The sequence below is a fragment of the Saccharopolyspora oryzae genome (genome assembly GCF_027853915.1).
GTDB classification, from domain to species: Bacteria; Actinomycetota; Actinomycetes; order Mycobacteriales; family Pseudonocardiaceae; genus Saccharopolyspora; species Saccharopolyspora oryzae.
The window spans coordinates 16,501-39,884 of sequence record NZ_JAQGLA010000062.1; the positions used below are offsets into that span (position 1 = coordinate 16,501).

The 23,384-nt window shown below is 70.3% G+C and carries 20 protein-coding genes; 8 read left to right on the forward strand and 12 right to left on the reverse strand.

The window, feature by feature from the left end; translation table 11 throughout:
- Positions 1–156: 156 nt before the first annotated feature.
- The 5 genes from OU415_RS27510 to OU415_RS27530 form a co-directional block, all read right to left on the reverse strand.
- Positions 157–1,413: an alkaline phosphatase family protein gene (locus OU415_RS27510; RefSeq protein WP_270952189.1), complete on the reverse strand. Its 1,257-nt coding sequence runs from the start codon at positions 1,411–1,413 to the stop codon at positions 157–159.
- Entirely contained in the window at positions 1,410–3,035 is a 1,626-nt protein-coding gene (locus tag OU415_RS27515; protein WP_333778822.1) for an alkaline phosphatase D family protein, read from the reverse strand. Before OU415_RS27515 ends, OU415_RS27510 begins: the two co-directional genes overlap by 4 nt.
- A gap of 150 nt (positions 3,036–3,185) precedes the next feature.
- Positions 3,186–4,262 carry a pentapeptide repeat-containing protein gene (locus tag OU415_RS27520; protein WP_270952190.1) on the reverse strand — a complete coding sequence of 359 codons (1,077 nt, stop codon included), beginning with the start codon at positions 4,260–4,262 and terminating at the stop codon, positions 3,186–3,188.
- Positions 4,255–5,193, reverse strand: coding sequence for a hypothetical protein (locus tag OU415_RS27525; protein WP_270952192.1), 939 nt, complete (start codon positions 5,191–5,193; stop codon positions 4,255–4,257). Before OU415_RS27525 ends, OU415_RS27520 begins: the two co-directional genes overlap by 8 nt.
- A 94-nt stretch (positions 5,194–5,287) precedes the next feature.
- Complete coding sequence (locus tag OU415_RS27530; protein WP_408641923.1) at positions 5,288–6,130, reverse strand: lysozyme; 843 nt, start codon at positions 6,128–6,130, stop codon at positions 5,288–5,290.
- Positions 6,131–6,594: 464 nt separating this feature from the next.
- Between OU415_RS27530 and OU415_RS27535 the strand changes: the two genes are divergently transcribed.
- Positions 6,595–8,709 carry a putative bifunctional diguanylate cyclase/phosphodiesterase gene (locus tag OU415_RS27535; protein ID WP_270952194.1) on the forward strand — a complete coding sequence of 705 codons (2,115 nt, stop codon included), beginning with the start codon at positions 6,595–6,597 and terminating at the stop codon, positions 8,707–8,709.
- Between the two features lie 123 nt (positions 8,710–8,832).
- Here the strand turns inward: OU415_RS27535 and OU415_RS27540 are convergent, their stop codons facing one another.
- Entirely contained in the window at positions 8,833–10,695 is a 1,863-nt protein-coding gene (locus OU415_RS27540; protein ID WP_270952196.1) for a glycoside hydrolase family 15 protein, read from the reverse strand.
- A gap of 48 nt (positions 10,696–10,743) precedes the next feature.
- Positions 10,744–11,337 carry a type VII secretion system-associated protein gene (locus OU415_RS27545; protein WP_270952197.1) on the reverse strand — a complete coding sequence of 198 codons (594 nt, stop codon included), beginning with the start codon at positions 11,335–11,337 and terminating at the stop codon, positions 10,744–10,746.
- Between the two features lie 172 nt (positions 11,338–11,509).
- On the opposite strand from OU415_RS27545, the gene OU415_RS27550 reads away from it, so the two are divergent.
- The 6 genes from OU415_RS27550 to purM all read left to right on the forward strand — a co-directional run bounded on the left by OU415_RS27550 (position 11,510) and on the right by purM (position 17,987).
- The gene (locus tag OU415_RS27550; RefSeq protein ID WP_270952198.1) at positions 11,510–11,917 is read left to right on the forward strand and encodes a PRC-barrel domain-containing protein; all 408 of its coding nucleotides are present in this window, start codon (positions 11,510–11,512) and stop codon (positions 11,915–11,917) included.
- Between the two features lie 303 nt (positions 11,918–12,220).
- The gene (locus OU415_RS27555; protein ID WP_270952199.1) at positions 12,221–13,396 is read left to right on the forward strand and encodes a S8 family peptidase; all 1,176 of its coding nucleotides are present in this window, start codon (positions 12,221–12,223) and stop codon (positions 13,394–13,396) included.
- A 252-nt stretch (positions 13,397–13,648) separates the two neighbouring features.
- The gene (locus OU415_RS27560; protein WP_270952200.1) at positions 13,649–14,446 is read left to right on the forward strand and encodes a helix-turn-helix transcriptional regulator; all 798 of its coding nucleotides are present in this window, start codon (positions 13,649–13,651) and stop codon (positions 14,444–14,446) included.
- 202 nt (positions 14,447–14,648) lie between these two features.
- Positions 14,649–15,035, forward strand: a complete 387-nt coding sequence (locus OU415_RS27565; RefSeq protein ID WP_270952201.1) for a sterol carrier family protein — start codon at positions 14,649–14,651, stop codon at positions 15,033–15,035.
- Between the two features lie 261 nt (positions 15,036–15,296).
- Entirely contained in the window at positions 15,297–16,781 is a 1,485-nt protein-coding gene (purF, locus tag OU415_RS27570) for an amidophosphoribosyltransferase (RefSeq protein WP_408641924.1), read from the forward strand.
- A gap of 93 nt (positions 16,782–16,874) precedes the next feature.
- A complete protein-coding gene (purM, locus tag OU415_RS27575) occupies positions 16,875–17,987 on the forward strand; it encodes a phosphoribosylformylglycinamidine cyclo-ligase (protein ID WP_270952203.1) in 1,113 nt (370 codons plus the stop codon).
- 519 nt (positions 17,988–18,506) lie between these two features.
- On the opposite strand, the gene OU415_RS27580 is transcribed toward purM, so the two are convergent.
- Complete coding sequence (locus OU415_RS27580; protein WP_093419982.1) at positions 18,507–18,695, reverse strand: DUF3073 domain-containing protein; 189 nt, start codon at positions 18,693–18,695, stop codon at positions 18,507–18,509.
- A gap of 224 nt (positions 18,696–18,919) precedes the next feature.
- On the opposite strand from OU415_RS27580, the gene OU415_RS27585 reads away from it, so the two are divergent.
- Positions 18,920–19,798 (forward strand): hypothetical protein, encoded by an 879-nt coding sequence (locus OU415_RS27585; RefSeq protein WP_270952206.1) that lies wholly within the window; start codon positions 18,920–18,922, stop codon positions 19,796–19,798.
- Between the two features lie 249 nt (positions 19,799–20,047).
- Here OU415_RS27585 and OU415_RS27590 read toward each other — a convergent pair whose 3' ends face one another.
- The 4 genes from OU415_RS27590 to OU415_RS27605 form a co-directional block, all read right to left on the reverse strand.
- Positions 20,048–20,857 (reverse strand): methyltransferase domain-containing protein, encoded by an 810-nt coding sequence (locus OU415_RS27590; protein ID WP_270952208.1) that lies wholly within the window; start codon positions 20,855–20,857, stop codon positions 20,048–20,050.
- 137 nt (positions 20,858–20,994) lie between these two features.
- The gene (locus tag OU415_RS27595) at positions 20,995–21,555 is read right to left on the reverse strand and encodes an RsiG family protein (protein WP_270952210.1); all 561 of its coding nucleotides are present in this window, start codon (positions 21,553–21,555) and stop codon (positions 20,995–20,997) included.
- Between the two features lie 89 nt (positions 21,556–21,644).
- Positions 21,645–22,787, reverse strand: a complete 1,143-nt coding sequence (ygfZ, locus tag OU415_RS27600) for a CAF17-like 4Fe-4S cluster assembly/insertion protein YgfZ (RefSeq protein ID WP_270952211.1) — start codon at positions 22,785–22,787, stop codon at positions 21,645–21,647.
- 52 nt (positions 22,788–22,839) lie between these two features.
- A complete protein-coding gene (locus tag OU415_RS27605; protein WP_270952212.1) occupies positions 22,840–23,268 on the reverse strand; it encodes a Fur family transcriptional regulator in 429 nt (142 codons plus the stop codon).
- Between the last annotated feature and the right edge of the window lie 116 nt (positions 23,269–23,384).

Sequence of the window (23,384 nt, forward strand, 5' to 3'; positions counted from 1 at the left end):
TCTCGAGGTGAAGGGCACTCCTGACCGGCGGTCAGAAGTGCCCTTCACCCATTTCCGGATCCGCCCGGATCGCTGGGTGCCGACTCGTGAGTGGTTTGGGGTGCTATGACGCCCCAAAACACTCACGAGGCCTGACCTGCGCTGGCGGAACCTCGGTCAGAGACGGCTGAAGTCGAAGGCTTCCGCGCGGGCGGTTCCGTCGTAGCCGCCGGTCGGGGCCGGAAGGCCGAAGAGGGCTCCGAGGGTCGGCGCGACGTCGATGGTGTGGGCCTCGGCGGAGGACGTTCCGGTGCGGACTGCAGGGTGGCCGCCCGTGGTGAAGAACGGGATCGGCTCGGTGGCCGGGTGGCCGTGGTTGCCCGGGATCGGGTTGGAGATGACCTCCGGGTCCGCGAAGCGCCAGCCCGGTTCGCAGTACACGAGCAAGTCCCCCGCTTCGGCGCCGAGTCGGAGGTCGCGCGGGTCGTGCGCGGAGAGCACGCCTTCGGTGGCCAGCGCCAACTCCCGCATCCGCGCCACCGCGGCGTCGCGCTCCGCCGTCGGCCCGGTGAAGTACAGCAGGTCCGCGCCGCCGTTCTGGGCGATCTGGATGCGTCCGGCCAGCAGCGGGTCGTCGCCCATCGCCTTCTGCAACGAGATCACCTTGTGCGCCCACGACCAGTCCATCGAGTGGTCGGCGCAGATCAGCAGCACGCTGCTGGACCAGCGCCCGGTGTCCACGAGGTGGTCGACGAACCGGCCGACCTGGGCGTCGGCGGAGGCCAGGGCCGCCGTCCGGGCCGCGCGCAGGGTGGTGCCGGTCAGGTCGGCGTGGCCCATCCGGTCCACGTCGCCGAAGTTGGCGAACGCGAAGTCCGGATCCGCGCTGTCCACCATGGACATCAGCGCGTTCGCGGTGAACAGGTCCGGAGCGTGCCCGGTGATCGGCAGGACCGGCTTCGGCTCCCAGCGCACGCTGGCCCGGGTGCCGAAGACTCCGTAGAGGTACTCCTTGCTCAGCACGCTGCCGGTGACCTTCCCGTTGTCCCGCAAGCGGTCCAGCAGGGTGTCGAAGCGCAGGTCCGACGCGCGGTCGAGGGTGCGGACCTCGCCCTGCGCCGCGTCGTAGACCGAGTTGGCCGGCACGCCGGAGCGGTCCGGGCGGACGCCGGTCATCATCATCACGTGGTTCGGGATCGTCTCCATCACGGGCAGCGAACGCGCCTGCGGGAAGGACGTCCCGGCCTCGCGCAGCTCGTGCAGGCGCGGGGTCAGCTGCGGGGTGATCTCGTCCGGCGAGCAGCCGTCGACGACCAGCGAGTAGACCCGCAGGGGCTTGTCACCGTCGGCCGCCCACGCCGCGGGGGACGCGGCGGAGAGCAGCACGCCGGTTCCGGCGACCTGGAGGAAACTGCGTCGGCTCAGCGAAGTCATCGCACGGGCTCCTCGACTCGGTGGATCTGCTGGGTTCCGGTGGTCACGGCGTAGGACATGACGTGCTGCGCGGCGCTGCCCCGGACGGTGCGGTCGTCGAGCGCGTACCAGTCCATCTGCGCGCGTTCCCGGGTGACGTCCAGGACGCTGAAGCCGTGCGAGTCGAGGTCGACGTACTTGATGTGCGGGTTGTTGACCTTGATCGCGCCGACGATCGCCTTCGAGACGGTCTGCGGCTGGACTTTCAGGATGTCGTCGATGTTGTCGCTGGTCACCGACGTGCAGACGAACTCGACGCCGACCGAGTTGCCGTCCCTCGGGTAGTCGCGGGGCGAGCTGGGCAGGTCGGCGGCCCACGCGGAGTGGATGTCGCCGGTGAGGAAGACGGTGTCCTGGATGCCCTGGTCGCGCAGCAGCGAGTAGACCGCGTTCTGGTCGGCCGCGTAGCCGTCCCACTGGTCGAGGTTCATCGGCAGGCCTTGGATCACCGGGGTGCCGGTGAGCTCGCCGAGCGCGCGCCGCCGCTCGACGGACAGCGTGGACGGGAACCGGACCGGCGCGATCATCACCGGGTTGCCGATCAGCTTCCACTGCGCCTGCGACTGCGCGAGTCCGCTGGTCAGCCACTGCAGCTGCGCGTCGCCGGTGATGGTCCGCGACGGGTCGTGGATGTCCTGGTCGAACCGGCTGCTGACCTGCTCGCTGCGGTAGGAGCGCAAGTCCAACATGGACAGATCGGCGAGCGAGCCGAAGGTGAACCGCCGGTACAGCACGCCGCCCAGCTCGTAGCGCACCGGCATCCACTCGGCGTAAGCGCGCTGCCACGCGCGTTTCCGGTCGGCGTAGGAACCCTCGGCGCCTTCGGTGTGGTTCTCCGCGCCGCCGGCCCAGGCGTCGTTGACGGACTCGTGGTCGTCCCAGGTCGCGATGAACGGCAGGCGCGCGTGCAGGGCCTGCAGGTCGGGGTCGGTCTTGTACTGGGCGTGGCGGCGCCGGTAGTGCGGCAGCGTGATGACCTCGGCCGGCGGGTCGTGGGGCCGCACGACGACGTCGCGCGCCTGGTACTCGCCCGGCGCGTACTCGTAGAGGTAGTCGCCGAGGTGCAGGATCGCGTCGAGGTCGTCCCGGTCGGCGAGGTGGCGGTACGCGGAGAAGTAGCCGGCCTGCCAGTTGGCGCAGGACACCACGCCGAAGCGCAGCCGGTCCACCTGCGCGCCGAGCGCGGGAGCGGTGCGGGTGCGCCCGATCGTCGAAACCTGGCCCAGGGCGCGGAACCGGTACCAGTACCAGGCGTCCGGGGCCAGGCCTGCGACGTCGACCTTGACGGTGTGGTCGCGCCAGGCGCCGGTCGTCGTTCTGCCGCGGGCGACCACCTGCCGGAACTGCGGGTCGGCGGACACCTCCCACTCGACGGCGCAGTCCGGGCCGATGCCGGAGCCGGGGTCCGCGCCCGGGGCGGGCGTCACCCGGGTCCAGAGGACCACGTTGCTCGGGGTCGGGTCGCCGGAAGCGACGCCGTGGACGAAGACGTCCGGGGAACTGGCGGTTGCGGCCTTGGTGGTGCCCAAGGTGACGGCGGCCACGCCACCGGCCATGAGCAGGGTTCGACGACGGATGTTCACGCGTGAAACGTGATTGATTTTCGTCTTTTGTGGTACCCCGGTCGGCACAACGTTGCGGAACCGTTCGACGGATGGTTTCCGGAATGGAATGCGACGTTCACGGCCTCACGGAGCGCGATCACGCAGGTGAGGGTCGTGCTGTGGCCGCGCTCACGCGCCGGAGCGCTCCGATGTGGACGGTGTCGGGGCCCAGCCCGCCGGCAGGACGACGTCGTGGTCGGGGCTGGTGGTGATGCCGACGTTGAGCACCTCACCGCGGAACGTCGTTCCGGACAGGTCGACGTCGGCGTCGAAGCGGGCGCTGCGGAAGTCGGCCTCGGCGTGGAACTCGGCGTCGGCCATCGACAGGGCGTTGCCGAAGTGGCTCTGGTCGAACTTGGTGGTGCCGGAGAACCGGGTGCGGCGGAAGTTCGCCCGGCCGTGGAACGTGGTGCCGGGGAACCAGGCGAGCTGGTGGAAGACCACGTCGTCGCAGCGGAACCGCCCGTACAACCGGCCAGGTCCGATGGTCGCGGCGGTGAACCACACCGGACCGTGGAACTCGGACCGGCTGAAGTTGTTGTCGCTGAACAACTTCCCGTACCGCAGGGTCAGCGTCCCGACCTTGCGGTCGGTCAGCTCGAAGTACTCCAGCGTGGCGCCGGTCAGGTCCAGGTCGTAGGCGGGGGCACCGGTGTCGTCGACGTGCGGCAGCAGCTCCACCACGAGCCGCTGAGCGGTCAAGCGCACCTGGAGCCACCGCTCGGCTTCGTCCTTCTCCTCCTGCGTCTCGAAAACGGCGCCGTAGCGCTCGTGCGCGAACGGTCGCCGCAGGTAGGAGCACAGGACGTCGAGCACGGTCTGCGTGTAGTCGGGCCGGTTGCGGGCGAGCCCGGCGAGCGCGTGCAGCGCACCCACGCGGACCTGATCGGTCTCGTGCCCGAGCAGCTCGACCGCGCGGGCGAACCGCTCGTCGGCGATCCGGTCCCGGTCCAGATCGGCCCGCTGGTTCTCCAGTTCGTACCGCTCCCGCTCGGTCTCCTGCCGCAACTCCTCGGTCCGCCGCCGGCGGTCGTTGAGCCAGAGCGCGTAGAGGGCGACGACCGATCCGGCGGCGAGTCCGCCGGTGCGCAGGGCGTCGGCTCCGGTGGTGCGGGTGTCGAAGATCAGCAGGGCGGTGCTGACCCCGAGCAGGACGACGACTGCGATGCAGATCGTCGCGACCAGACCGATCTTGCGCTCACCCATTCGCTTCGTCCTTCTGGAGCGAGTGGCGGGAACTCCGCGTCAGTTCTCGCAGGTCGACCTCGCCGTGGAACTCCGCGAGTTCGAAGTCGATCGGATCGCGGCTCCGAACGCCTTCCGCGACGAAGCGGTCGTGGAACACCGCGTCGGCGATGTTGAGCGGGTGGGAGAACTTGGAGTCCCGGAGGTCCACCTTGCCGTGGAAGACCGCGCCCGCCAGGTTCGTCCGGTGCCGGAACCAGCACGCTTGGGCTTCGAGGCTGCCGATAACCCGGCCGGACAGGTCGAAGCGGTCCAGCCGGGCCCCCGCGACGTCGAGGTCGTAGTGAGGTGGGTTCACGTCGTGCGTGGTCGGCAGCAGCGAAGTGAGGAGCTTGGAGGCGGTTTGCCGCACCGTCCGCTCGCGCTTCTGCTCATCGGTGATCTCGTCGTCCTGCCGGTCCAGCGTCCACTTCGGATGGTCGAACGGTCGGCGCAGGTAGGAGCACAGCACGTCGAGGACGGTCTGCGTGTAGTCCGGGTTGCTGCGCGCCAGACCGGCGAGGGCGTGGAGCGCTCCGACGCGCACCTGGTCGGCCTCGTTGCCGAGCAGCTCGACCGCTCGCGCGAAGCGCTCGTCGGCGGTGCGGACGTGTTCCTGCGAGCTCCGGCGGTCCTCAAGAGCCTGTCGCTGCTGCTCGAGGGCGTAGCGCTCCCGGTCCAGGTCCTGGCGCTGGATCTCCAGCTCCTGCCGCTTCTCCTCGGTCCGCCGCCGGCGGTCGTTGAGCCAGAGCGCGTAGAGGGCGACGACGGATCCGGCGGCGAGCCCGCCGGTGCGCAGGGCGTCGGCTCCGGTGGTGCGGGTGTCGAAGATCAGCAGGGCGGTGCTGACCCCGAGGAGCACGACGACTGCGATGCAGATCGTCGCGGCCAGACCGATCTTGCGTTCACCCATGCGCGTGATTCTGCCGGGTGATCCTCGTCGCTCGGGCCCGGACGGCGAAAACCCGCGGCACCGTCGGGAGCGGTACCGCGGGCTCTCGGTTCGATCAGCCGTTGGCCAGGGCCTGCAAGCGGTCCATGGCGCCGTTGAAGGTGTTCTTGTCGATCGGATCGGACGTGTACTGCCAGATCGTCCAGATCTGCCACGCGTGCGGCAGCTGGCCGACGGTGCTGGAGTAGCTGGCCACCCACAGCGGGTTGGTCGAGCTGAAGTCTCCGTCGACGCACTGGCTCCACCAGCTGTTGCTCGTGTAGATGACCGGGTAGCGCCCGGTCCTGGACTGGTAGGTGTCGCTGAAGTCCTTGATCCAGGACGTCATCTGGCTCTTGCTCAGGCCGTAGCAGGTCTCGCCGTACGGGTTGTACTCCATGTCCAGCGCGCCCGGCAGGGTCTTGCCGTCCTTCGACCAGCCGCCGCCGTTGTCCACGAAGTAGTTGGCCTGCGCCGCTCCGCTGGAGCGGTCCGGCAGCGCGAAGTGGTACGCGCCGCGGATCATGCCGATGTTGTACGACCCGTTGTACTGCTGGGCGAAGTACGGGTTGGTGTAGCCGGTGCTCTCGGTGGCCTTGACGTAGGCGAACCGCATGCCCTGGTCCCACCAGGACTGCCAGTTCACGTTGCCCTGGTGGCCGCTGACGTCCATGCCGGCCACGGTGGCCAGCGGGTCGACGACCGGCACGGCACGTTCCTCGCCGCCCTCGTGCTTTCGGATCTGCGAGCCCATCGGCGTGTCGGTCACCGGTTCGGATTGCGAGCCCATCGCGGGTTCCCCTCCTGGAACGGGGGTGCTGGCCAGCGCGGGCGCGCACAGGACGAGAGCACCTGCGCAGAGCATCGATGCTAGGGATAGCAGTGGTAATCGGCGACCACGTCCACTCGGACGGCTCATCGGGGCCTCCTGGTGTTGAATGCGTTGCGTCGTCGGGGGACAACGCGGCTTGCCCCGGAAGTGTCGCGAATTGTTTTCGAAAGAAGTAGATCTTGTGTTAGTTTTTAACCAGATTGGCTTAATTCGGACAACCGAGGGTGAACTCTTCGCCACCAGCGGGTAGTTCTGCGGCGAGCACAACCTCTCGGCCGGGTTGAGCGTCAGAACCAACAGATCGATCATGACAGCCGTACTCGTGCGATCAACTGGTTGCAGGCGGTAGACGATCGTTGTGCGCGATCACGCGGATGGCCTGCCCGAACGAGGTAACGGCTACCCCGGGTGCCGCACATGATGTTCGACCGCCGGACCGATCCGGTCGTATGCTCCGAACGAGAACGGCCGGGCGAGTACGAGTGGAGGGCGCCCCAGGCATGACTGGCTGGACCGCGCCGGTGCCAAGCGCTCACGAGGTGACCGCCGAGGTGAACCGAGCCGACCGACGCCGCTTCGCGGCGGCCTGGGCGCACGTGCTCATGGGCACCAGCTACGTGCCCATGACGAGCGCCGAGATCGAAGGCCGCCTGCGCGGCTACACCGACCGCCTGGTCGATGCGCTGCTCAGCGAGCCCTTCGCCACCGCGGCCGCGCGAGAGGTCGGCGTCGACCTGGTCGCCGTGCACTTCACCAGCGCCGAATCGCTGGCCCGCACGATCGACCTGATCGGCGACGAGATGCTCGACGCCCTGGGCCTGGAGAGCAGCCCGGTCTGGCGGGACCGGATCGCGGCGCTGCAAGGCGCCCTGTGCTCCGGGTTCGTGCAGGCCGCGCGCAAGCGCACCCTCGACGAGCAGGAAGCCATCCGGCAGGCCGTGCTCGACGCCCGCGACGCCGTCGAACAGGCCCTGCGCACCAGCGAGGCGCGGTTCCGCGCGATCTTCGCCGAGGCCGCCATCGGCATCGGCATCGGCGACATGGGCGGCCGGATCCTCGAGGTCAACGACTCGCTGACCCGGATCATGGGCCGCTCCGCCGACGAGCTCCGCGCCATGCTGGTCTCCGACATGATGCACCCGGGCGACCCGGAGAGCGTCTGGCGGATGTACGAGGAGCTGGTCCGCGGCGAACGCGAGCAGTTCCGGGTGGAGAAGCAGTTCAACCGCCCCGACGGCGCTCCGGTGTGGACCGAGATGATCGTGTCCCTGGTCCGCGGCGAGGACGGCCTGCCGCTCTACCAGGTGGCGCTGATCGAGGACGTCACCGACCGGATGATGCTGCAGGAGCGGCTGCGCCACCAGGCGATGCACGACCCGCTGACCCGGCTGCCCAACCGCGCGCTGTTCCTGGAGCGGCTCACCACCGTGCTGCGCCAGCACGAACCCGGCGACCGGGTCGCGCTCTGCTACATGGACCTGGACGGCTTCAAGGTCATCAACGACAGCCTCGGCCACCACGTCGGCGACGACCTGCTGGTCGCGGTCGCCGACCGGCTCGCCGCCGTGGTGCACGGCGACGACCGGCTCGTCGCGCGGATGGGCGGCGACGAGTTCGTGATCCTGCTGCAGAACTCGCTCGGCACCGGCCAGGCGGTCGAGGTCGCCGACACCGTGCTGGACGCGCTGGACGAGCCGTTCCGCGTCGGCGGCCACGAGCTGTCGGTCGGCGCGAGCATCGGCATCGTCGAGCGGCCGGTGAACGGGCAGACCGCCGCGGAGCTGATGCGCGACGCCGACGTCACGCTGTACTGGGCGAAGGCCGAGGGCAAGGGCCAGTGGGCGCTGTTCGACCCGGAGCGCAACGCCACCGAGGTCGCCCAGTTCCACCTGTCGGCGACGATGCCCGCCGCGCTGGAGCGCGAGGAGTTCTACGTCGACTACCAGCCGCTGGTCGGTCTGCGCGATCACAACGTGGTCGGGGTGGAAGCCCTGGTCCGCTGGGCGCACCCGGAGCTCGGGCGGCTCGGCCCGGACAAGTTCATCGGGCTGGCCGAGGAGACCGGGCTGATCGTGTCGCTGGGCCGGTGGGTGCTGCGGGAGGCCTGCCGCCAGGCCAAGCGCTGGCAGGACCAGTTCGGCTCGGCGGCGCCGTTCGTCAGCGTCAACCTGGCGGTGCGCCAGTCCCGCGACCCGAACCTGGTCGGCGACGTCGCGGAGATCCTGGCCGAGACCGGGCTCGAGCCGTCGCAGCTGCAGCTGGAGCTCACCGAGAGCGCGATCATGAGCACCGCCGACGAGCCGCTGGACGCGCTGCGCGCGCTGTCCCAGATGGGCGTGCGGATCGCCATCGACGACTTCGGCACCGGCTACTCGAACCTGGCCTACCTGCGCCACCTCCCGGTCCACGAGCTCAAGATCGCGGGCTCGTTCATGGAGGGCCTGCGCGATGCCGAGCGCGCCGACCCGGTCGACGCGCGCATCGTGTCGACCCTGGTGGACCTGGCGCACGCGCTGGGCCTGACGGTCACCGCGGAAGGCGTGGAAACCCTGGCCCAGGCCCGCAGGATGGCCGACATCGGCTGCGAAACCGGCCAGGGCTACCTCTTCGCCAAACCAGGCTCCCCGGAAGCGATCACCGCCTTCATCACCGAGCAGCTCGACTGAGCCACCGCACCACTGGTTGGTTCGGCACCGGGGCTTGGTTCCGCAGCTCATCGGCCGTGAGCACTTTGTGGGGCCATGGCGCCAGAAAAGGCTCACGGGACTCGACCAGCAGGAACGGGTGGCTCAGCGGGGTTTGCCGTCGCGGCGGCTGCGCTGGGCGCGGGTGAGGCCGCCGTAGAGGACCGCTGCCGAGTTGACCAGGGCCAGGTGGCTGAAGGCCTGCGGGAAGTTGCCCGCGAAGGAACGGGTCCGGGCGTCGTACTCCTCCGCGTACAGGCCCACGTCGTTGGCCAGCGCCACCAGCTCGCCGAACAGCTCCTCGGCCTCCGACCGGCGGCCGATGTAGGCCAGCGCGTCGACCAGCCAGAACGAGCACGCCAGGAACGCGCCCTCCCGACCGGTCAGGCCGTCGACCTCGTTGCGGGAATCGGTCGGCGTGTAGCGGTCGACCAGCACCCGGTCGTGCTGGAGCTCGCGCTGCACCGCCTCCACCGTGCGCACCACGCGCTCGTCGTCGCCGGGCAGGAACCCCACCGACGGCATCCGCAACGTCGCCGCGTCCAGAGTGGTCCCGCCGTAGTACTGGGTGAACGCGCCCAGCTCCGGGTTCCACGCCCGCTCCAGGACTTCCGCGTGCACCTCGTCGCGGATGTCCCGCCAGCGGTGCACCGGTCCGGGCAGGCCGTCCTCCTCCGCGGCGCGCACCGCCCGGTCGAACGCGACCCACACCATCACCCGGGAATGCGTGAAGTACTGGTCGGGTCCGCGCACCTCCCACAGGCCGCGGTCCGGCTGCCGCCAGATCTTCTCCAGGTGGCGCAGCATGCCGCGCTGCAACGCCCAGGTCTCCTCGCGCTCCGGCAGTCCGCGCTCCCTCGCCAGGTGCAGCACGTCCATGACCTCGCCGTACACGTCGAGCTGGAGCTGCCGGTAGGCCGCGTTGCCGAACCGCACCGGCAGGCAGTCGCGGTGGCCCGGCAGCCAATCGGCCTCCCACTCCAGCAGGTGCCGCTCACCGCCGATGCCGTACATGATCTGCAGGTCCGCCGGGTCGCCTGCGACCGCGCGCACCAGCCAGCTGCGCCAGGCCGCCGCCTCCGCCGAGCAGCCGAAGTCGTCCAGCGCCAGCAGCACCAGGGTCGCGTCGCGCAGCCAGCAGAAGCGGTAGTCCCAGTTCCGGTTGCCCGGCACGGCTTCCGGCAGCGAGCTCGTCGGCGCCGCGATGATCCCGCCGGTCGGCGCGTAGGTCAGCGCCTTGAGCGTGGCCAGCGACCGGTTCACGGCCGGCGAGTGCGGCCCGGAGTAGGAGATCTTGGTGGTCCACTCCCGCCAGAAGTCCTCGGCGTCGCCGACCTCCTGCTCCGGATCGATCGGCGCGGGGAGGTCGTCGGCGTCCGGGGACCACTGCATCACCCAGGACAGCTGCTCCCCGGCGCGCACCGTGCGGACCAGCTCGTGCGCCCGCTCGTGCTCGGCGCGCTGCGGCAGGACGTCGCCGCGCAGCACGGCGGTGTGCGGGCCGGCGATCGCGAGGATGAACTCGTCGAGCACCGGATCGATCTCCCGCACCCGCCGCACCCACGGCACCGCCTCGCCGTAGGCGAAGCGCACCACCCAGCGCATCTTGACGTCGACCTCGCCGGAGATGCCCCGCACGGTCCGCACCAGGCACGGCTGGGCGTCGTGGGCCTGCTCGTGCGGCGGCATGCAGTCGATCAGCCGCAGCACGCCGTCGTCGGTGTGGAAGTCGGTCTCCAGCACCAGGGAGTTGTCCCGGTACCGCCGCCGCACCTCGCGGACAGGCGAGGTCGGCGCGATCTGCCAGTGCCCGTCCTGCTCGGTGCCCAGCAGCCGGCAGAAGCACGACGGCGCGTCGAAGCGGGGCAGGCAGAGCCAGTCGATCGAGCCGTCCTTGCCGACCAGTGCAGCGGTGCGCAGATCGGACAGCAGCGCGTAGTCCTCGATCGGTCCCGGCCCGCTCTTCATCCAGCCGAGACTAGGCACCAGGCCCGGTGATCACAGTTCCAAGTGGACTCAGGAGCGCTCGGCGGCGACTTCGGTCAGGACGCTGTTCGGGATGATGGCTTGCACCGCTTCGTGCAGGTTGAGGCCGAGTGCGAGACCGCCGAGCAGTTCCGGCAGGACGCTGCCCGGCACCTTGCGGACGCCCGGCCAGTCGGACGGCACGCGAGCCAGCGAGGTGCAGGCCGGGACCAGCTGGCTGCCGTCGGACATCTCCGCGGTGTAGAGCATGCTGTCCTCCTCGTCCGGCGCGTACAGCAGCAGCTCGGCGTCGAGGACCGCGGCGGGCAGCGCGGCGTCGGCCATCCGCCCCTCGGCGATCTCGACCAGCACCCGCTCCAGCTCGTTGGTCGGCTCCGGCCGCTGGGTGACCAGCTCGGAGGGCTCGTAGCGGTCGTTGAGCTGGAACTCCGGGTCGATCTCGCCATCGGGGTCGATCCGGTAGGCGCCCACGATGCCCTCCGGCGGCACGTCGCCGCCTTCGCTCGCGTAGCCGGGGTCGGTGATGTAGAGCCAGCTGTTCGGGTTCTCCTTGGCGTGCTCGCGCATCTCGTCGGTGATCGGCGGGACGAGCTGGCCGAGGTCGGGCTGGTTCGGTTCGGACATCGGGGCTCCGTGCTGTTGATCTTGACGCCCCGCTGCTGCTGAGCGCGCCCCCGAGGGTCCCATCCGGGTTCCGGCGCCTGCAGACCGTCCCCCGAGGACCAGCCGTTCCGAGGTGCCGCCGCGACGGGTCCCGGGGGAGACTGGCTGCAGGGTTCGGGGAGGGGAGGCGGCGATGATCGGTCAGCGGGAAGCGTTGCGGTTGTTCGGGTGCGAGGTGTTCGACCCCGCCGGTCATCGGATAGGCATCGTCGGTCAGCTGTTCATCGAGGACGACACCGAGCAGCCCGCCTGGGTCACCGTCCAAACCGGACTCTTCGGGACGAACGAGAGCTTCGTGCCGCTGGACGGCGCCGCCTTCGACGGCGACACGCTCACCGTCGCGGTGGGCAGGGAAGCCGTGCGGTTGGCCCCGCGAGTCGATCTGGTCAAGGGCGATCTGCCGCTGGCGCAGGAGCGCGCGCTGTACTTGCACTACGGGATGACCTACGGCGTGGCCCCCGACGGCGCCGGCGACGAGATCGAGCCCGAGTACGTGGAGGCGGTCCGCCTCCGGCTGCGGCGCTGGGTCGCCGCCACCTGATCACCCCGTCGTGTTGGCAAGTCGCTCACGCGTTGAATACAGCGAGTGCCCGTCCGAATAGCTGGACGTCTGGGCAAACTCGCGTTTAACAGTTTTTCACGAGCCCGTCGCAGACCGCGGCGGGCTCGATTTTGCCTGCTCATTCCCGGTCGGTAAGGCAGAGCTGGGAATGCGTTCACCCCACCGCACGATTGTGTGGCGACAAATCGCCAACATCACCCGTCCGAGTGTTTTCCCTGGTTACGTTCCGCCGTGAAACACCTTCGCTCGGCCCCACCCGAGCGTCTGTCTAGGAGGGGAAACATGAGGAAGCTGCTCTACGGCACCGGGGCAGGCGTTGCCGCGGCGGCGCTCGTGTTCGCCGGGACTCCCGCCGGCGCACAGCCGCAGATCGAACTCGCACCGCTGTTCCTGCACCCGCAGGCCAAGGTCGCGAGCGCCGATGACTCGGACGTCTACATCGTCAACCTCAAGGACGACATCGCCGCCCAGGGCGTCGCCGAGGAGCTCGGCGTCCAGCCCCGCCACGTCTACAACGCGACGCTCAACGGGTTCTCCGCCAAGCTGAGCCCCGAGCAGCTGGACAAGGTCCGGGCCAGCTCCAAGGTCGAGAACATCTCCCAGAGCTACCGCATCCAGGTCGAGCCGGCCAAGCAGCAGGCCGTCGAGTCCTGGGGCCTGGACCGCCTCGACCAGCCGGCCCTGCCGCTGGACGACAACTACGCCCCGAAGGGCACCGGTGAGGGCGTCACCGCCTACATCATCGACACCGGCATCGACCCGTCGCACCCCGACTTCGGCGGCCGCGCCGAGGTCGGCTTCGACGCCACCGGCGGCGACGGCACCGACAAGCACGGCCACGGCACCCACGTCGCCGGCACCATCGGCAGCGAGACCTACGGCGTGGCCAAGGCCGCGAAGCTGGTCGGCGTCCGCGTGCTGGGCGACGACGGCAGCGGCACCACCGAGCAGGTCGTGGGCGGCATCGACTGGGTCGCGCAGAACCACAACGGCCCGTCGGTGGCGAACATGTCGCTGGGCGGCCCGAAGGACCCGGCGCTGGACGAGGCCGCGACCAAGCTGGTCGACAGCGGCGTCTTCCTCGCGGTGGCCGCCGGCAACGAGAGCCAGGACGCCGAGAACACCTCCCCGGCCAGCGCCGAGGGCGTGTTCACCACGGCCGCGTCCGACAAGAACGACGGCTCCGCCGAGTTCACCAACTTCGGCGCCACCGTCGAGGGCTACGCGCCCGGCGTGGACATCGTGTCGACCGTCCCGGGTGGCGGCACCGAGACGATGAGCGGCACCTCGATGGCCAGCCCGCACGTGGCCGGCGTCGGCGCCCTGTTCCTGCAGGCCAACCCCGACGCGGCTCCGGCCGACGTGGTCAAGGGCCTCCAGGGTCAGGCCTCCAAGGGCGTGATCCAGAACGCGCCGTCGGGCACGATCACCGACCTGCTGCAGATCGGCGACCTGTGATCCGGTAGCGATGCGACCCGCGGGCCCTTCCTGAGATGATCGGGAAGGGCCCGCGTCGTGTCCGCTGCTGCATTCGGGGGACGCCGGGATGCGGCCGAACGGGGTCGATCCAAGGTCGCTGCGCACCATCGTGCGAAAGTCGGTTCCAGCGATCGTTCCCGGTGGATACGTTGCCATCAACGGGGGTTTTCAGTGTCCATCGCGGTACCGGTGCTGAATCGGTGCTGTCGGGCACACGAGGAGGGGTGTGCCGTGCTTCCCGGATACACCGAGGACTTGGCGCAGTCGACCGCTGTCGACGAGCCTGCGGCGGAGACCGCGACCACGGAGCCGCTGACCGAGCGGGCCGTGCGGGCGCAGGTCGCGTCGGTCGCCCGCGCCGCGCGGGCGCAGGCGGGCAACGGCGGCGTGCTGCAGGTCGTGCACGGGGCCAAGCGGGTCGGTTGGGCTGCTTACGAGCTGCAGCGCAACGCCGCGCAACTGGTCCAGGGCGTGGCCAAACCGCCGTACGTGACGACCGGACCGCTCGACTCGCTGGAATCCCGCAAGCTCGCCGAAGGCGTGCAGTACCAGGTGCTCTACGACCGGTCCGCGCTCGCGCTGCCGCCGCAGCTGGACATCACCACCAAGCTGGTCGCGCAGGGCGAGCAGGCCCGCGTGATCCACGTGGCGCCGACCAAGCTGATCATGGTGGACAACGAGATCGCGCTGATGCCGCTCACGGTCGCCGACAACACGGTGGAGAGCGCGGTGGTGGTGCGCAGCTCGGCGATGCTGGCCGCGCTCGGCCGGATCTTCGACGACATGTGGCGCTTCGCCGCGCCGTTCACCGCCGCCCAGGACCTGTCCGGCGAGGACATGCAGCCCACGGAGGAGGAGCGGTGGATCCTGTCGCTGCTGGCCTCCGGGGCCACCGACGACACGATCGGCCGGCTGATGGGCTTCAGCGCCCGGACCGCGCACCGCAGGGTCCGCGAGCTGATCGCCCGCCTCGGCGTCGAAACCCGCTTCCAGGCGGGCATGCAAGCCGTCAAGCTCGGCTGGCTCTGACCAGGGGCTCCCGCAACTTCAATGGAAATCGAAGGTCGAAATTCCATTGAAATCGCGGGAGTCGTCCGCAGGCCCCGGCGTGTCGGTCGACGACACGCCGGTGATCCGCAAATTCCATTGAAATCGAATGTCCAATTTCAATGGAATTTGCGTGACGCCGGAGCCAGGACGGGGGCGTCGGAGGGTTTCGTAGGCTGGTCGCATGGCCAACCGACGTGCCGTTGATCCCGGTGAGATGCGCGCTGCCGTCGCCGCCGTGCGGTCCTGGCTGGACGACGACGCGCAGCGCCCCGCGCGCCCGGAGCTCGCCGCCGCGGTGCGGCTGAGCCTGCGGACGTTGGAGCAGGTCGCGCCGGGCAACAGCGTCGAGGTCCGGGTACCGCCGTTCGCCGCGGTGCAGTGCATCGCCGGACCCCGGCACACCCGCGGCACCCCGCCCAACGTCGTCGAGACCGACGCCCGCACCTGGCTCCTGCTCGCCACCGGACGCCTCACCTGGTCCGAAGCGGTCGACCGCGGCGCCCTCACCGCGTCCGGCACCCGCGCCGACGTCTCCCAGTGGCTCCCGCTGGTCCGCGTCGACGGCTAGCCGGTCGACATCGCGTCACCCCGGCGCGACGCACCGTGAACTTTTCGAACTCGCCGGTGAGACAGCTACCACGCCGCGGGCGATGAGCGGGTTTCTCCCTGTTTACACTGAGGTGTAACTCCGGCTTCGTCCTCCAGGGAGTGCTCGGTGGTCACCGACCGGCCCGAACCGGCTAACGCAAGCACGCACGCGGACCTCGCCAACCCCGCCGCAGATCCCCTCGAACGAGACGTCCCCCGCGAGGAATGCGGCGTCTTCGGCGTGTGGGCTCCCGGCGAAGAGGTCGCCAAGCTCAGCTTCTACGGGCTCTACGCCCTCCAGCACCGCGGGCAGGAAGCCGCCGGCATCGCCGTCGGCGACGGCTCGCAGGTGCTCGTCTACAAGGACACCGGGCTGGTCAGCCAGGTGTTCACCGAGCAGACCCTGGCGTCGCTGCGCGGCCACGTCGCGGTCGGCCACGCCCGGTACTCCACGACCGGCGGTGGTACCTGGGAGAACGCCCAGCCGACCTTCCGCACCACGGCCGCGGGCACCAGCCTGGCGCTCGGCCACAACGGCAACCTGGTCAACACCGGTGAGCTGCGCGACCGCGTGGTCGCCGCGGGCGTGGACACGGTGACGGGCAACAGCTCGACACCGGCCAACAGCTGCGACGGCGCCACCACCGACTCCGACCTGGTCTGCGGGCTGCTCGCGGCGAAGGCCGCGGACCTGGGCATCGAGCAGGCGGCGATGGAGCTGTTCCCGACGCTCAGCGGCGCGTTCTCGATGGTCTTCTGCGACGAGGAGACCCTCTACGCGGTGCGCGACCCGCACGGCGTGCGCCCGCTGGTGCTCGGTCGCCTGGAGCGCGGCTGGGTGGTGGCCAGCGAGACGGCCGCCCTGGACATCGTCGGCGCGTCGTTCGTCCGCGAGGTCGAGCCCGGCGAGCTGCTGGCGATCGACGGCGACGGCCTGCGCTCGCAGCACTTCGCCAACCCCAAGCCCAAGGGCTGCATCTTCGAGTACGTCTACCTGGCCCGCCCGGACACCACCATCTCCGGTCGTTCGGTCAACGGCACCCGCGTGGAGATCGGGCGCCGGCTGGCCAAGGAGTACCCGGTGGACGCCGACATGGTGATCCCGGTCCCGGAATCGGGCACGCCCGCCGCGATCGGCTACGCCCAGGCCTCCGGCATCCCCTACGGCCAGGGCCTGGTCAAGAACTCCTACGTCGGCCGGACCTTCATCCAGCCGTCGCAGACCATCCGCCAGCTCGGCATCCGGCTCAAGCTCAACCCGCTGCGCGAGGTCATCCGCGGCAAGCGCCTGGTCGTCGTGGACGACTCGGTGGTGCGCGGCAACACCCAGCGCGCCCTGGTCCGGATGCTGCGCGAAGCAGGTGCCATCGAGGTGCACGTGCGGATCGCCTCGCCGCCGGTGAAGTGGCCGTGCTTCTACGGCATCGACTTCGCCTCCCGCGCCGAGCTGATCGCCAACGGCCTGGACACCGACGGGGTGCGCCGTTCCATCGGCGCGGACAGCCTCGGCTACGTGTCGCTGGACAGCCTGGTCGCGGCGACCGAGCAGCCCCGCACCCGGTTGTGCGCGGCCTGCTTCGACGGCGAGTACCCGATCCCGCTGCCGGACGACGCCAAGCTCGGGAAGTACGTGCTGGAGGGCAAGCCCGAACGGGGCGTGGCGGGGCCGGCCGAGCCGGTGCTGCCGACCGGTTACGGCGCCGAAGAAGCGCTGCAGCGGCCCTGAGCCGCGCGCAAAGCCAACCCTGATCCGCCGCGGCGCGTAGCGTGGTCTGCGCGTCCGGCGAATCGAAAACCGCACCAGAATGTGGAGCCAGTCGTGTCCGAAGACCTGCTCGCAGGGTCTGCCCAGCCCGAGAGCCCGAAAGCCACCTACGCCGCTGCGGGGGTGAGCATCGAGGCCGGTGACGAGGCGGTCGAGAAGATGCGCCCGTGGGCCAAGCGCGCCACCCGGCCCGAGGTGCTCGGTTCGCTCGGCGGCTTCGCCGGTCTGTTCCAGCTCAAGCTCGACCGCTGGAAGGAACCGGTGCTGGCCTCCTCCACCGACGGCGTGGGCACCAAGCTCGCCGTCGCGCAGGCGGTGGACAAGCACGACACCGTCGGCATCGACCTGGTCGCGATGGTCGTCGACGACCTGGTGGTGTGCGGTGCGGAACCGCTGTTCCTGCAGGACTACATCGCGGTCGGCAAGGTCGTGCCGGACCGGATCGCCGAGCTGGTCAAGGGCATCTCGGAGGGCTGCGTGCAGGCCGGCTGCGCGCTGCTGGGCGGCGAGACCGCCGAGCACCCCGGCATGATGGCGCCCGGCGAGTACGACATCTCCGCGACCGGCGTCGGCGTGGTCGAGGCGGACGCGATGCTCGGCGGCGACAAGGTGCGCCCCGGCGACGTGGTGATCGCGATGGGCTCCTCCGGCCTGCACTCCAACGGCTACTCGCTGGCCCGGCACGTGCTGCTGGACCTCGCCCGGATGCCGCTGGAGGGCCACGTCGAGGAGTTCGGCCGCACCCTCGGCGAGGAGATGCTGGAGCCGACCCGGATCTACGCCAAGGACTGCCTGGCGCTGGCCGCCGAGGCGGGCGTCCGGACCTTCGCGCACGTCACCGGCGGCGGTCTGGCGGAGAACCTGGCGCGGGTGATCCCGTCCGGTCTGACCGCGGTGCTGGACCGGGGCAGCTGGACGCCGGCGCCGGTGTTCCGCATGATCGCCCAGCGCGGCCGCGTCGAGGCCGAGGAGATGGAGCGCACCTTCAACATGGGCATCGGCATGGTCGCCGTGGTGACCGCCGAAGACGTGGACCGCGCCCTCGCGGTGCTCACGGCCCGCCACGTCCCGGCATGGGTCCTCGGCGAGATCGCCAAGCAACCCGCGGTCGAAGACGCGGCCGAAGAGGACCGAGTGATCCTCCGCGGCAACCACCCGCGCTTCTGAGCTTGTGCGAACGCGGCTTCCGGATCCGTCCGGGGGCCGCGTTCTGCATTCACCTGCCGGACCGGGAATCCGCGGCGGCACCTGCTCGTTGAACCAGGCGCCGACGTGCGCGCGAGCCCCCGGGCCCCAACTATCGCCTGCGGGGAATACCAGTCCGGCTGGAGCCTCGTAGCGCCATCCGCCGAGAGGCGGCCGCCGCACGTCGGCTCTTCTCCTCCCGCAACCGGCCGATCGCCCGGCCCGGCGGACCTTCAGCAGCTCCTGGTTCGTGAGTACTTCGGGGTGCCATGGGCCCCCGAAGTGCTCACGAGCATCGGGCAGTTCTCGGACAACACAGCGAGCCGAGCGGTGTAGCACCGCTCGGCTGCTTGTTTTCCACACGGAGGCTGACGCAAGTGAGTTCCTCCTATGTGGGACTCTGCGAGTTCGTCAATTCCCACTCATCGGGTACGACGAGCGACTTGCGACGCAGCGCGCCGCCGAGCAGCGTTCAGCTGCTGTCCTCGGCGGGGATGTGCTTCAGCGTCGGCCGTAGTCGTAGTCGTCGTACCCGTCGTCGTGCGAGTCATCGCGGTCCTCGCTGGACCACTCGCCGGACTCAGAGGTGGACAGCTCTCGCTGCAACGCCTCTATGTCCATGGACGGGGAACTGTACTTCAGCTCGCGGGCCACCTTCGTCTGCTTGGCCTTAGCCCGGCCGCGCCCCATGGCTCGACCCCCTCGCACAGGGTGTGCGGGGCGGACAGGGGAAAGTCGGCCCCGCATGATCTCGACAACTTTTCCTGTAACTACCGTACCGTGTCGAGGCGGTTGAACGCGACGTGGTGCCTTGTCTGAGTGGACGTGTCTTGGGTGACGTCGCACTCCTCCGCGTTTTCCGACGTCCGCGAGTCGGCGGCGGGTCCGTTCGGGCGGTCTGGCACGATGCTGCTGTGCCTGAGCCGTTCGTCGCCTACCTGAGGGTGTACGAGCCCTTGACGTCCTTCGACGCACCGCTCCGCGAGGAGCTGGCGGCGGCGGTCGAGCGGGGTCCGATCGACCCGTTCGACGCGGGTCTGCGCGAGCAGGACGTCTGGCTGCGGAGCCAGCTCGCCACCCCGCCCAGACTGCTTCCCGGTGAGACCGCCGACGGTGCCGTGCAGGGCGTCGGCGACGTGCTCGTGCTCGATCCGAAGGAAGTGCCGAGCGCGCCGGCGGCCACGGTCGGCCCGGCGCCGCTGGTGTGCCCCCTGGACCTGCGTGGCCGGTCCGCGGCGGCGCTGGTGGGCTTCCTGGGCGATTCGGAGCTCCCGCTGCGCACGGCGGTGCTGGCGGTGCCGGAGGAGAAGGCCAAGTCCCGCGCCAGCGCGATCGTCAGCGAGCTGGCGGAGGGCGCGGTGCACGTGCTGTCGTCGACCTGGACCGTGCCGCTGCCCTGGTTCGTCCTGGTGGATCCGGAGGAGCGGTGCGTGTTCACCGAGCCGGACCGCCGCCGGGTGTGCTGGCGGGTGGCGATGGCCGATGCCCGCCGCCGGGTGGCGCGGGCGCACTCGATCGGCCGCAAGTCGATCGGCGAGGAGGGCCCGACCCGGATCCTGCGCGAGACGGGCCGCTGGCTGGAGCGCTTCCACCCGCACTCGGCGGTCGAGCTGGACTACGGCGGTCTGGTGCAGCTGATGACCACCAGCGACCTCGAAGCCGACACCTCGGCGGAGGACGTCCACGCCATCGTCGACGCGATGGAAGCCGAAGACGCCGAGGAAGTGGCGACCCGCTACGAGTCCCTCCGCGACTTCTGGTCGGAGTTCGCCTCCCGCGAACGCCACAACTGAATTTCTTTCCAGTGGCTGATTTGCGTGGCGGTGCCGGTGGCGGAACCTCAGACGCCGCCTGGCTGCGGGATCCCGTTTTTATGTATGTCCAATACACGGCAAACGGGCTGTCCTCGCCAGGCGACGTCTGAGAACCCGCGGCGGTGCGAGTTGCTCAGGTGGGCTATGCGGCTGCGCCGCATGCGACCCTCACTGCGCGGTGCAGGTGGGCTTCGCAGTTGCTGCTTACTGCTGAAAGCGGCGGCGGGCTCAGGGGCGGCAGATGATCTCGCCGTTGAGGACTGCGAACCAGGCGTCGTCGGCGTCGATCCAGGCGTGCCAGGCCGTTGCCAGGTCTTCCAGCTCTTCCCGGGTCGTCAGGCCGTGGGCCAGGGCCTGCTCGGCGAAGGACGAGCGGCGGATGCGGTCCGCCCACAGGTTGCCCCACCACGCGCGCTCCTCGGGCGTCGCGAAGCACCACGCCGTCGCCGTGCACGTGATGTCGCTGAAGCCCGCCTGCTGCGCCCAGGACTTCAGGTACTTGCCGCCGTCCGGGTAGGCCTCGTTGTGCCGGGCGACGTCGCGGTAGAGCGCCAACCAGCGGTCCAGGCCGGGGTTCTCCGGGGACCAGCGCATCCCGCCGTAGTCCGCATCGCGGACCGCGACCACGCCGCCCGGGCGGCACACCCGCCGCATCTCGCGCAGCGCGGCGACCGGGTCGGTCAGGTGCTGCAGGACCTGGTGCGCGTGCACGACGTCGAAGGAGTCGTCGGCGTGGGGCAGGCCGTAGACGTCGGCGTTGGCGAAGGTGATGTTGTCCAGGCCGCGCTCGGCCGCCCCGGCGCGGGCGATCTCCAGCGGATCGTCGACGTTGTCCACGCCGAGCACCGGTCCGGGAGCGACCAGGGCGGCGAAGTCGTGCGTGATGGTGCCCGGCCCGCAGCCGATGTCGAGCACGCTGACGCCCGGCCGCAGGTGCGGGAGCAGGTAGGCGGCGGAGTTCTCGGCGGTCCGCCAGCGGTGCGACCGCAGGACGCTCTCGTGGTGCCCGTGGGTGTAGGTGTCTGACTGCGCGCTCATGGCCCATCCCAAAATCTGGGAGACAAATTCCAGAATATGAGCGTAACTCGAACAGCGTCCACCGGGGAAGGGGTGATCGGCGCGCGGTCAGCCGATCGCTGAGTCCACTTCGGACGATCGCGGTGCGCGAAACGGGGTCAGTGCCGGTCGCGCTCCTCCGCCAGCCGGTCGTCCACCGACGCGGCGCCCTCGCGGTAGCGGCGCGCGATCTCGGCGTTCAGCCGGTCGACCACGTCCTGCACCTCGCGACGGCGCTGGGACACCGAGTCCTCCTCGCCGGTGTAGGCGTCCAGGGCCTGGTCCAGCTTCGCCTCCGACAGCGACGTGACGTTCGAGAGGTCGACGTCGGAGACCAGCGCCTCGACGTGCCTGCGGTGCGCCTCCGCCCGCGACGGCTCGGTGGTCTGGTAGCGGCCGGAACCGGTCGCCGGACCGACCGCGTTGTCGGAAAGTATGTTCACCAACTGCTCGACGACCGACGTCGAACCGTCCTCGTTCCGCCTCCGCTGCTCCGCGCGCACGATGTCGATCCGCACGTGCAGCACGCGGCGCAGGTACGAGAGGTCGGTCTCCTCCTGCGCCGCCTCGTCCCGCAGCTCGCGCACTTCGCTCAGCGCGCGGCCTTCGATTCCACTGGTGTAGTCCGGGGACAGAACCCTGTCGATGCGGCGCCGTCCACCCGGGCGGACTTCGATCACGTGGCCATCCTCCGGCAATTCGGCAGACCTCGCCAACAAATCGGGTGATGTCGTTTCGAAAGCAGTGCGGAATCGATCGCTATCTGGAACTAACGGCCGCGCAATCGCTCCGCGGCGACCCGCCCCGGCGGCTCCCCGCTGTCCGGCGGCACCGAGTCCGGATCCACCGCGGCGGCCACCGCCCGGTCCTCCTCCGGGTCCCCGGCGACGAGCTCGCCGTCCACCGGTGCCGAGCGCTTGAGCAGCGCCAGCGCCACCGGACCGAGCTCGTGGTGCTGCACGACGCTGCCGATCCGGCCGACCTTGCGGTCGCCGAGCCACACCGGATCACCGGTCTCCGGCTGCACCTCCGCCGAGCCGTCGAGGTGCAGCAGCACCATCCGGCGCGGCGGCTTGCCCACGTTGTGCACCTTGGCCACGGTCTCCTGACCCCGGTAGCACCCCTTGGCCACGTGCGCCGCCACGTGCACCCACCCCAGCTCGTGCGGGATCGCGCGGTCGTCGGTGTCCAGGCCGACGCGCGGGCGCAGCGCCTCCACCCGCAGCGCCTCGAAGGCGAGCGTGCCGGAGGGGCGGATGCCGGCGTCGGTCAGCTTCGTCCACCACTCGACCAGCGAGGCGCGCGGCACCACGAGGTCGAACGTCGGCAGCGAGCGGAACGGCACGTTGCGCGTGAAACCGCCGCCGGGCAGCGCTTTCACCTCGTACGGCTGGGACGGCACCGGCGCGAACTGGGCGAGGATGCCGCCCGCGTCCGGACCGACCGCGGTGAGCACCGCGAACTCCTCGGTGGCGTCCCGGGGCTCCACTTTGGACCAGAAGCGCATCGCTTCCAGGTACTCCGGCAGGGTCTGCTTGCCGTCCACGCCGATGGTCGGCAGCGCGCTGGTCACCTGCGCGCCGGCATCGGCGTCCAGGTAGACCACGCCCTCGTGGTGGGCGACCAGCAGGTGGCAGTCCACCCGGCCGTGGCTGTCCAGGATCAGCGCCTCGGTGCCCTGCCCGTCCGGGAGCTCGGTCAGGTGCTGCGAGAGCACCAGGTGCAGCCAGCTCAACCGCTCCTCGCCGGGCACCGCGATCACCTGCCGGTGCGAGCGGTCCACCAGCACCGCCGCGCGGCTGGCGGAGCGCTGCTCGGCGAACGGGTCGCCGAAGTGCCAGGGCACACCCGCGTCCACCGCGTCGTCGGGTGCGGGTACCGCACCCGGCAGGTTCAGCAGGGGTGAACTCATCAGTGCTCCTCGGTGTGTTGCGGGATGCCCGGCGATCGGGGCGTGCGGACCATCAACCCGCCTCGGTCGCGCGGCACTTCCGGCACGTGCCGGACAGCGCGAGGTGGGTGGCGTCCAGTTCGAAGCCGTGCTCGCGGCGCAGCTGCTCGGCCAGCTCGTCGAGCGTCTCGGTCGGCACCTCGTCGATCTCGCCGCAGCGGTGGCAGGCGAGGTGGACGTGCTCGTGCTCCTCGGCGGAGTAGGTCGGGGCGCCGTGCCCGAGGTGCGTGTGCCGCACCAGCCCGAGCTCCTCGAGCAGGTCGAGCGCGCGGTAGACGGTGGTGATGTTGACCGTCGACGCGGTGCCCTGCACCTCGCGGCAGACCTGCTCCGGCGTGGCGTGGCCGAGCCCGCGGACGGCGTCCAGCACGAGCTGGCGCTGCGGTGTCATCCGCATGCCACGTTGGTGCAAGGTGCTGCGCAGCGATCCCTGGTCGCTCAATGCCCGCTCCTGTGCTCGGCGCGCTTCCGGTCGGCACCTCCGATCGTAACTCCGCAGCACTCGCCGCCGGACGCGCGCGCAGCCCGTCCCGAATCCGGGCGTTCGAGGTTCTACGC

What these genes read in the sequence shown, in the direction of transcription:
- OU415_RS27510 (WP_270952189.1), bottom strand. Translation starts at nt 1,413, where the DNA reads ATGACTTCGCTGAGCCGACGCAGTTTCCTCCAGGTCGCCGGAACCGGC.
- OU415_RS27520 (WP_270952190.1), bottom strand. Translation starts at nt 4,262, where the DNA reads ATGGGTGAGCGCAAGATCGGTCTGGTCGCGACGATCTGCATCGCAGTC.
- OU415_RS27525 (WP_270952192.1), bottom strand. Translation starts at nt 5,193, where the DNA reads ATGGGTGAACGCAAGATCGGTCTGGCCGCGACGATCTGCATCGCAGTC.
- OU415_RS27530 (WP_408641923.1), bottom strand. Translation starts at nt 6,130, where the DNA reads ATGAGCCGTCCGAGTGGACGTGGTCGCCGATTACCACTGCTATCCCTA.
- OU415_RS27540 (WP_270952196.1), bottom strand. Translation starts at nt 10,695, where the DNA reads ATGAAGAGCGGGCCGGGACCGATCGAGGACTACGCGCTGCTGTCCGAT.
- OU415_RS27545 (WP_270952197.1), bottom strand. Translation starts at nt 11,337, where the DNA reads ATGTCCGAACCGAACCAGCCCGACCTCGGCCAGCTCGTCCCGCCGATC.
- OU415_RS27550 (WP_270952198.1), top strand. Translation starts at nt 11,510, where the DNA reads ATGATCGGTCAGCGGGAAGCGTTGCGGTTGTTCGGGTGCGAGGTGTTC.
- OU415_RS27555 (WP_270952199.1), top strand. Translation starts at nt 12,221, where the DNA reads ATGAGGAAGCTGCTCTACGGCACCGGGGCAGGCGTTGCCGCGGCGGCG.
- OU415_RS27565 (WP_270952201.1), top strand. Translation starts at nt 14,649, where the DNA reads ATGGCCAACCGACGTGCCGTTGATCCCGGTGAGATGCGCGCTGCCGTC.
- OU415_RS27580 (WP_093419982.1), bottom strand. Translation starts at nt 18,695, where the DNA reads ATGGGGCGCGGCCGGGCTAAGGCCAAGCAGACGAAGGTGGCCCGCGAG.
- OU415_RS27590 (WP_270952208.1), bottom strand. Translation starts at nt 20,857, where the DNA reads ATGAGCGCGCAGTCAGACACCTACACCCACGGGCACCACGAGAGCGTC.
- ygfZ (WP_270952211.1), bottom strand. Translation starts at nt 22,787, where the DNA reads ATGAGTTCACCCCTGCTGAACCTGCCGGGTGCGGTACCCGCACCCGAC.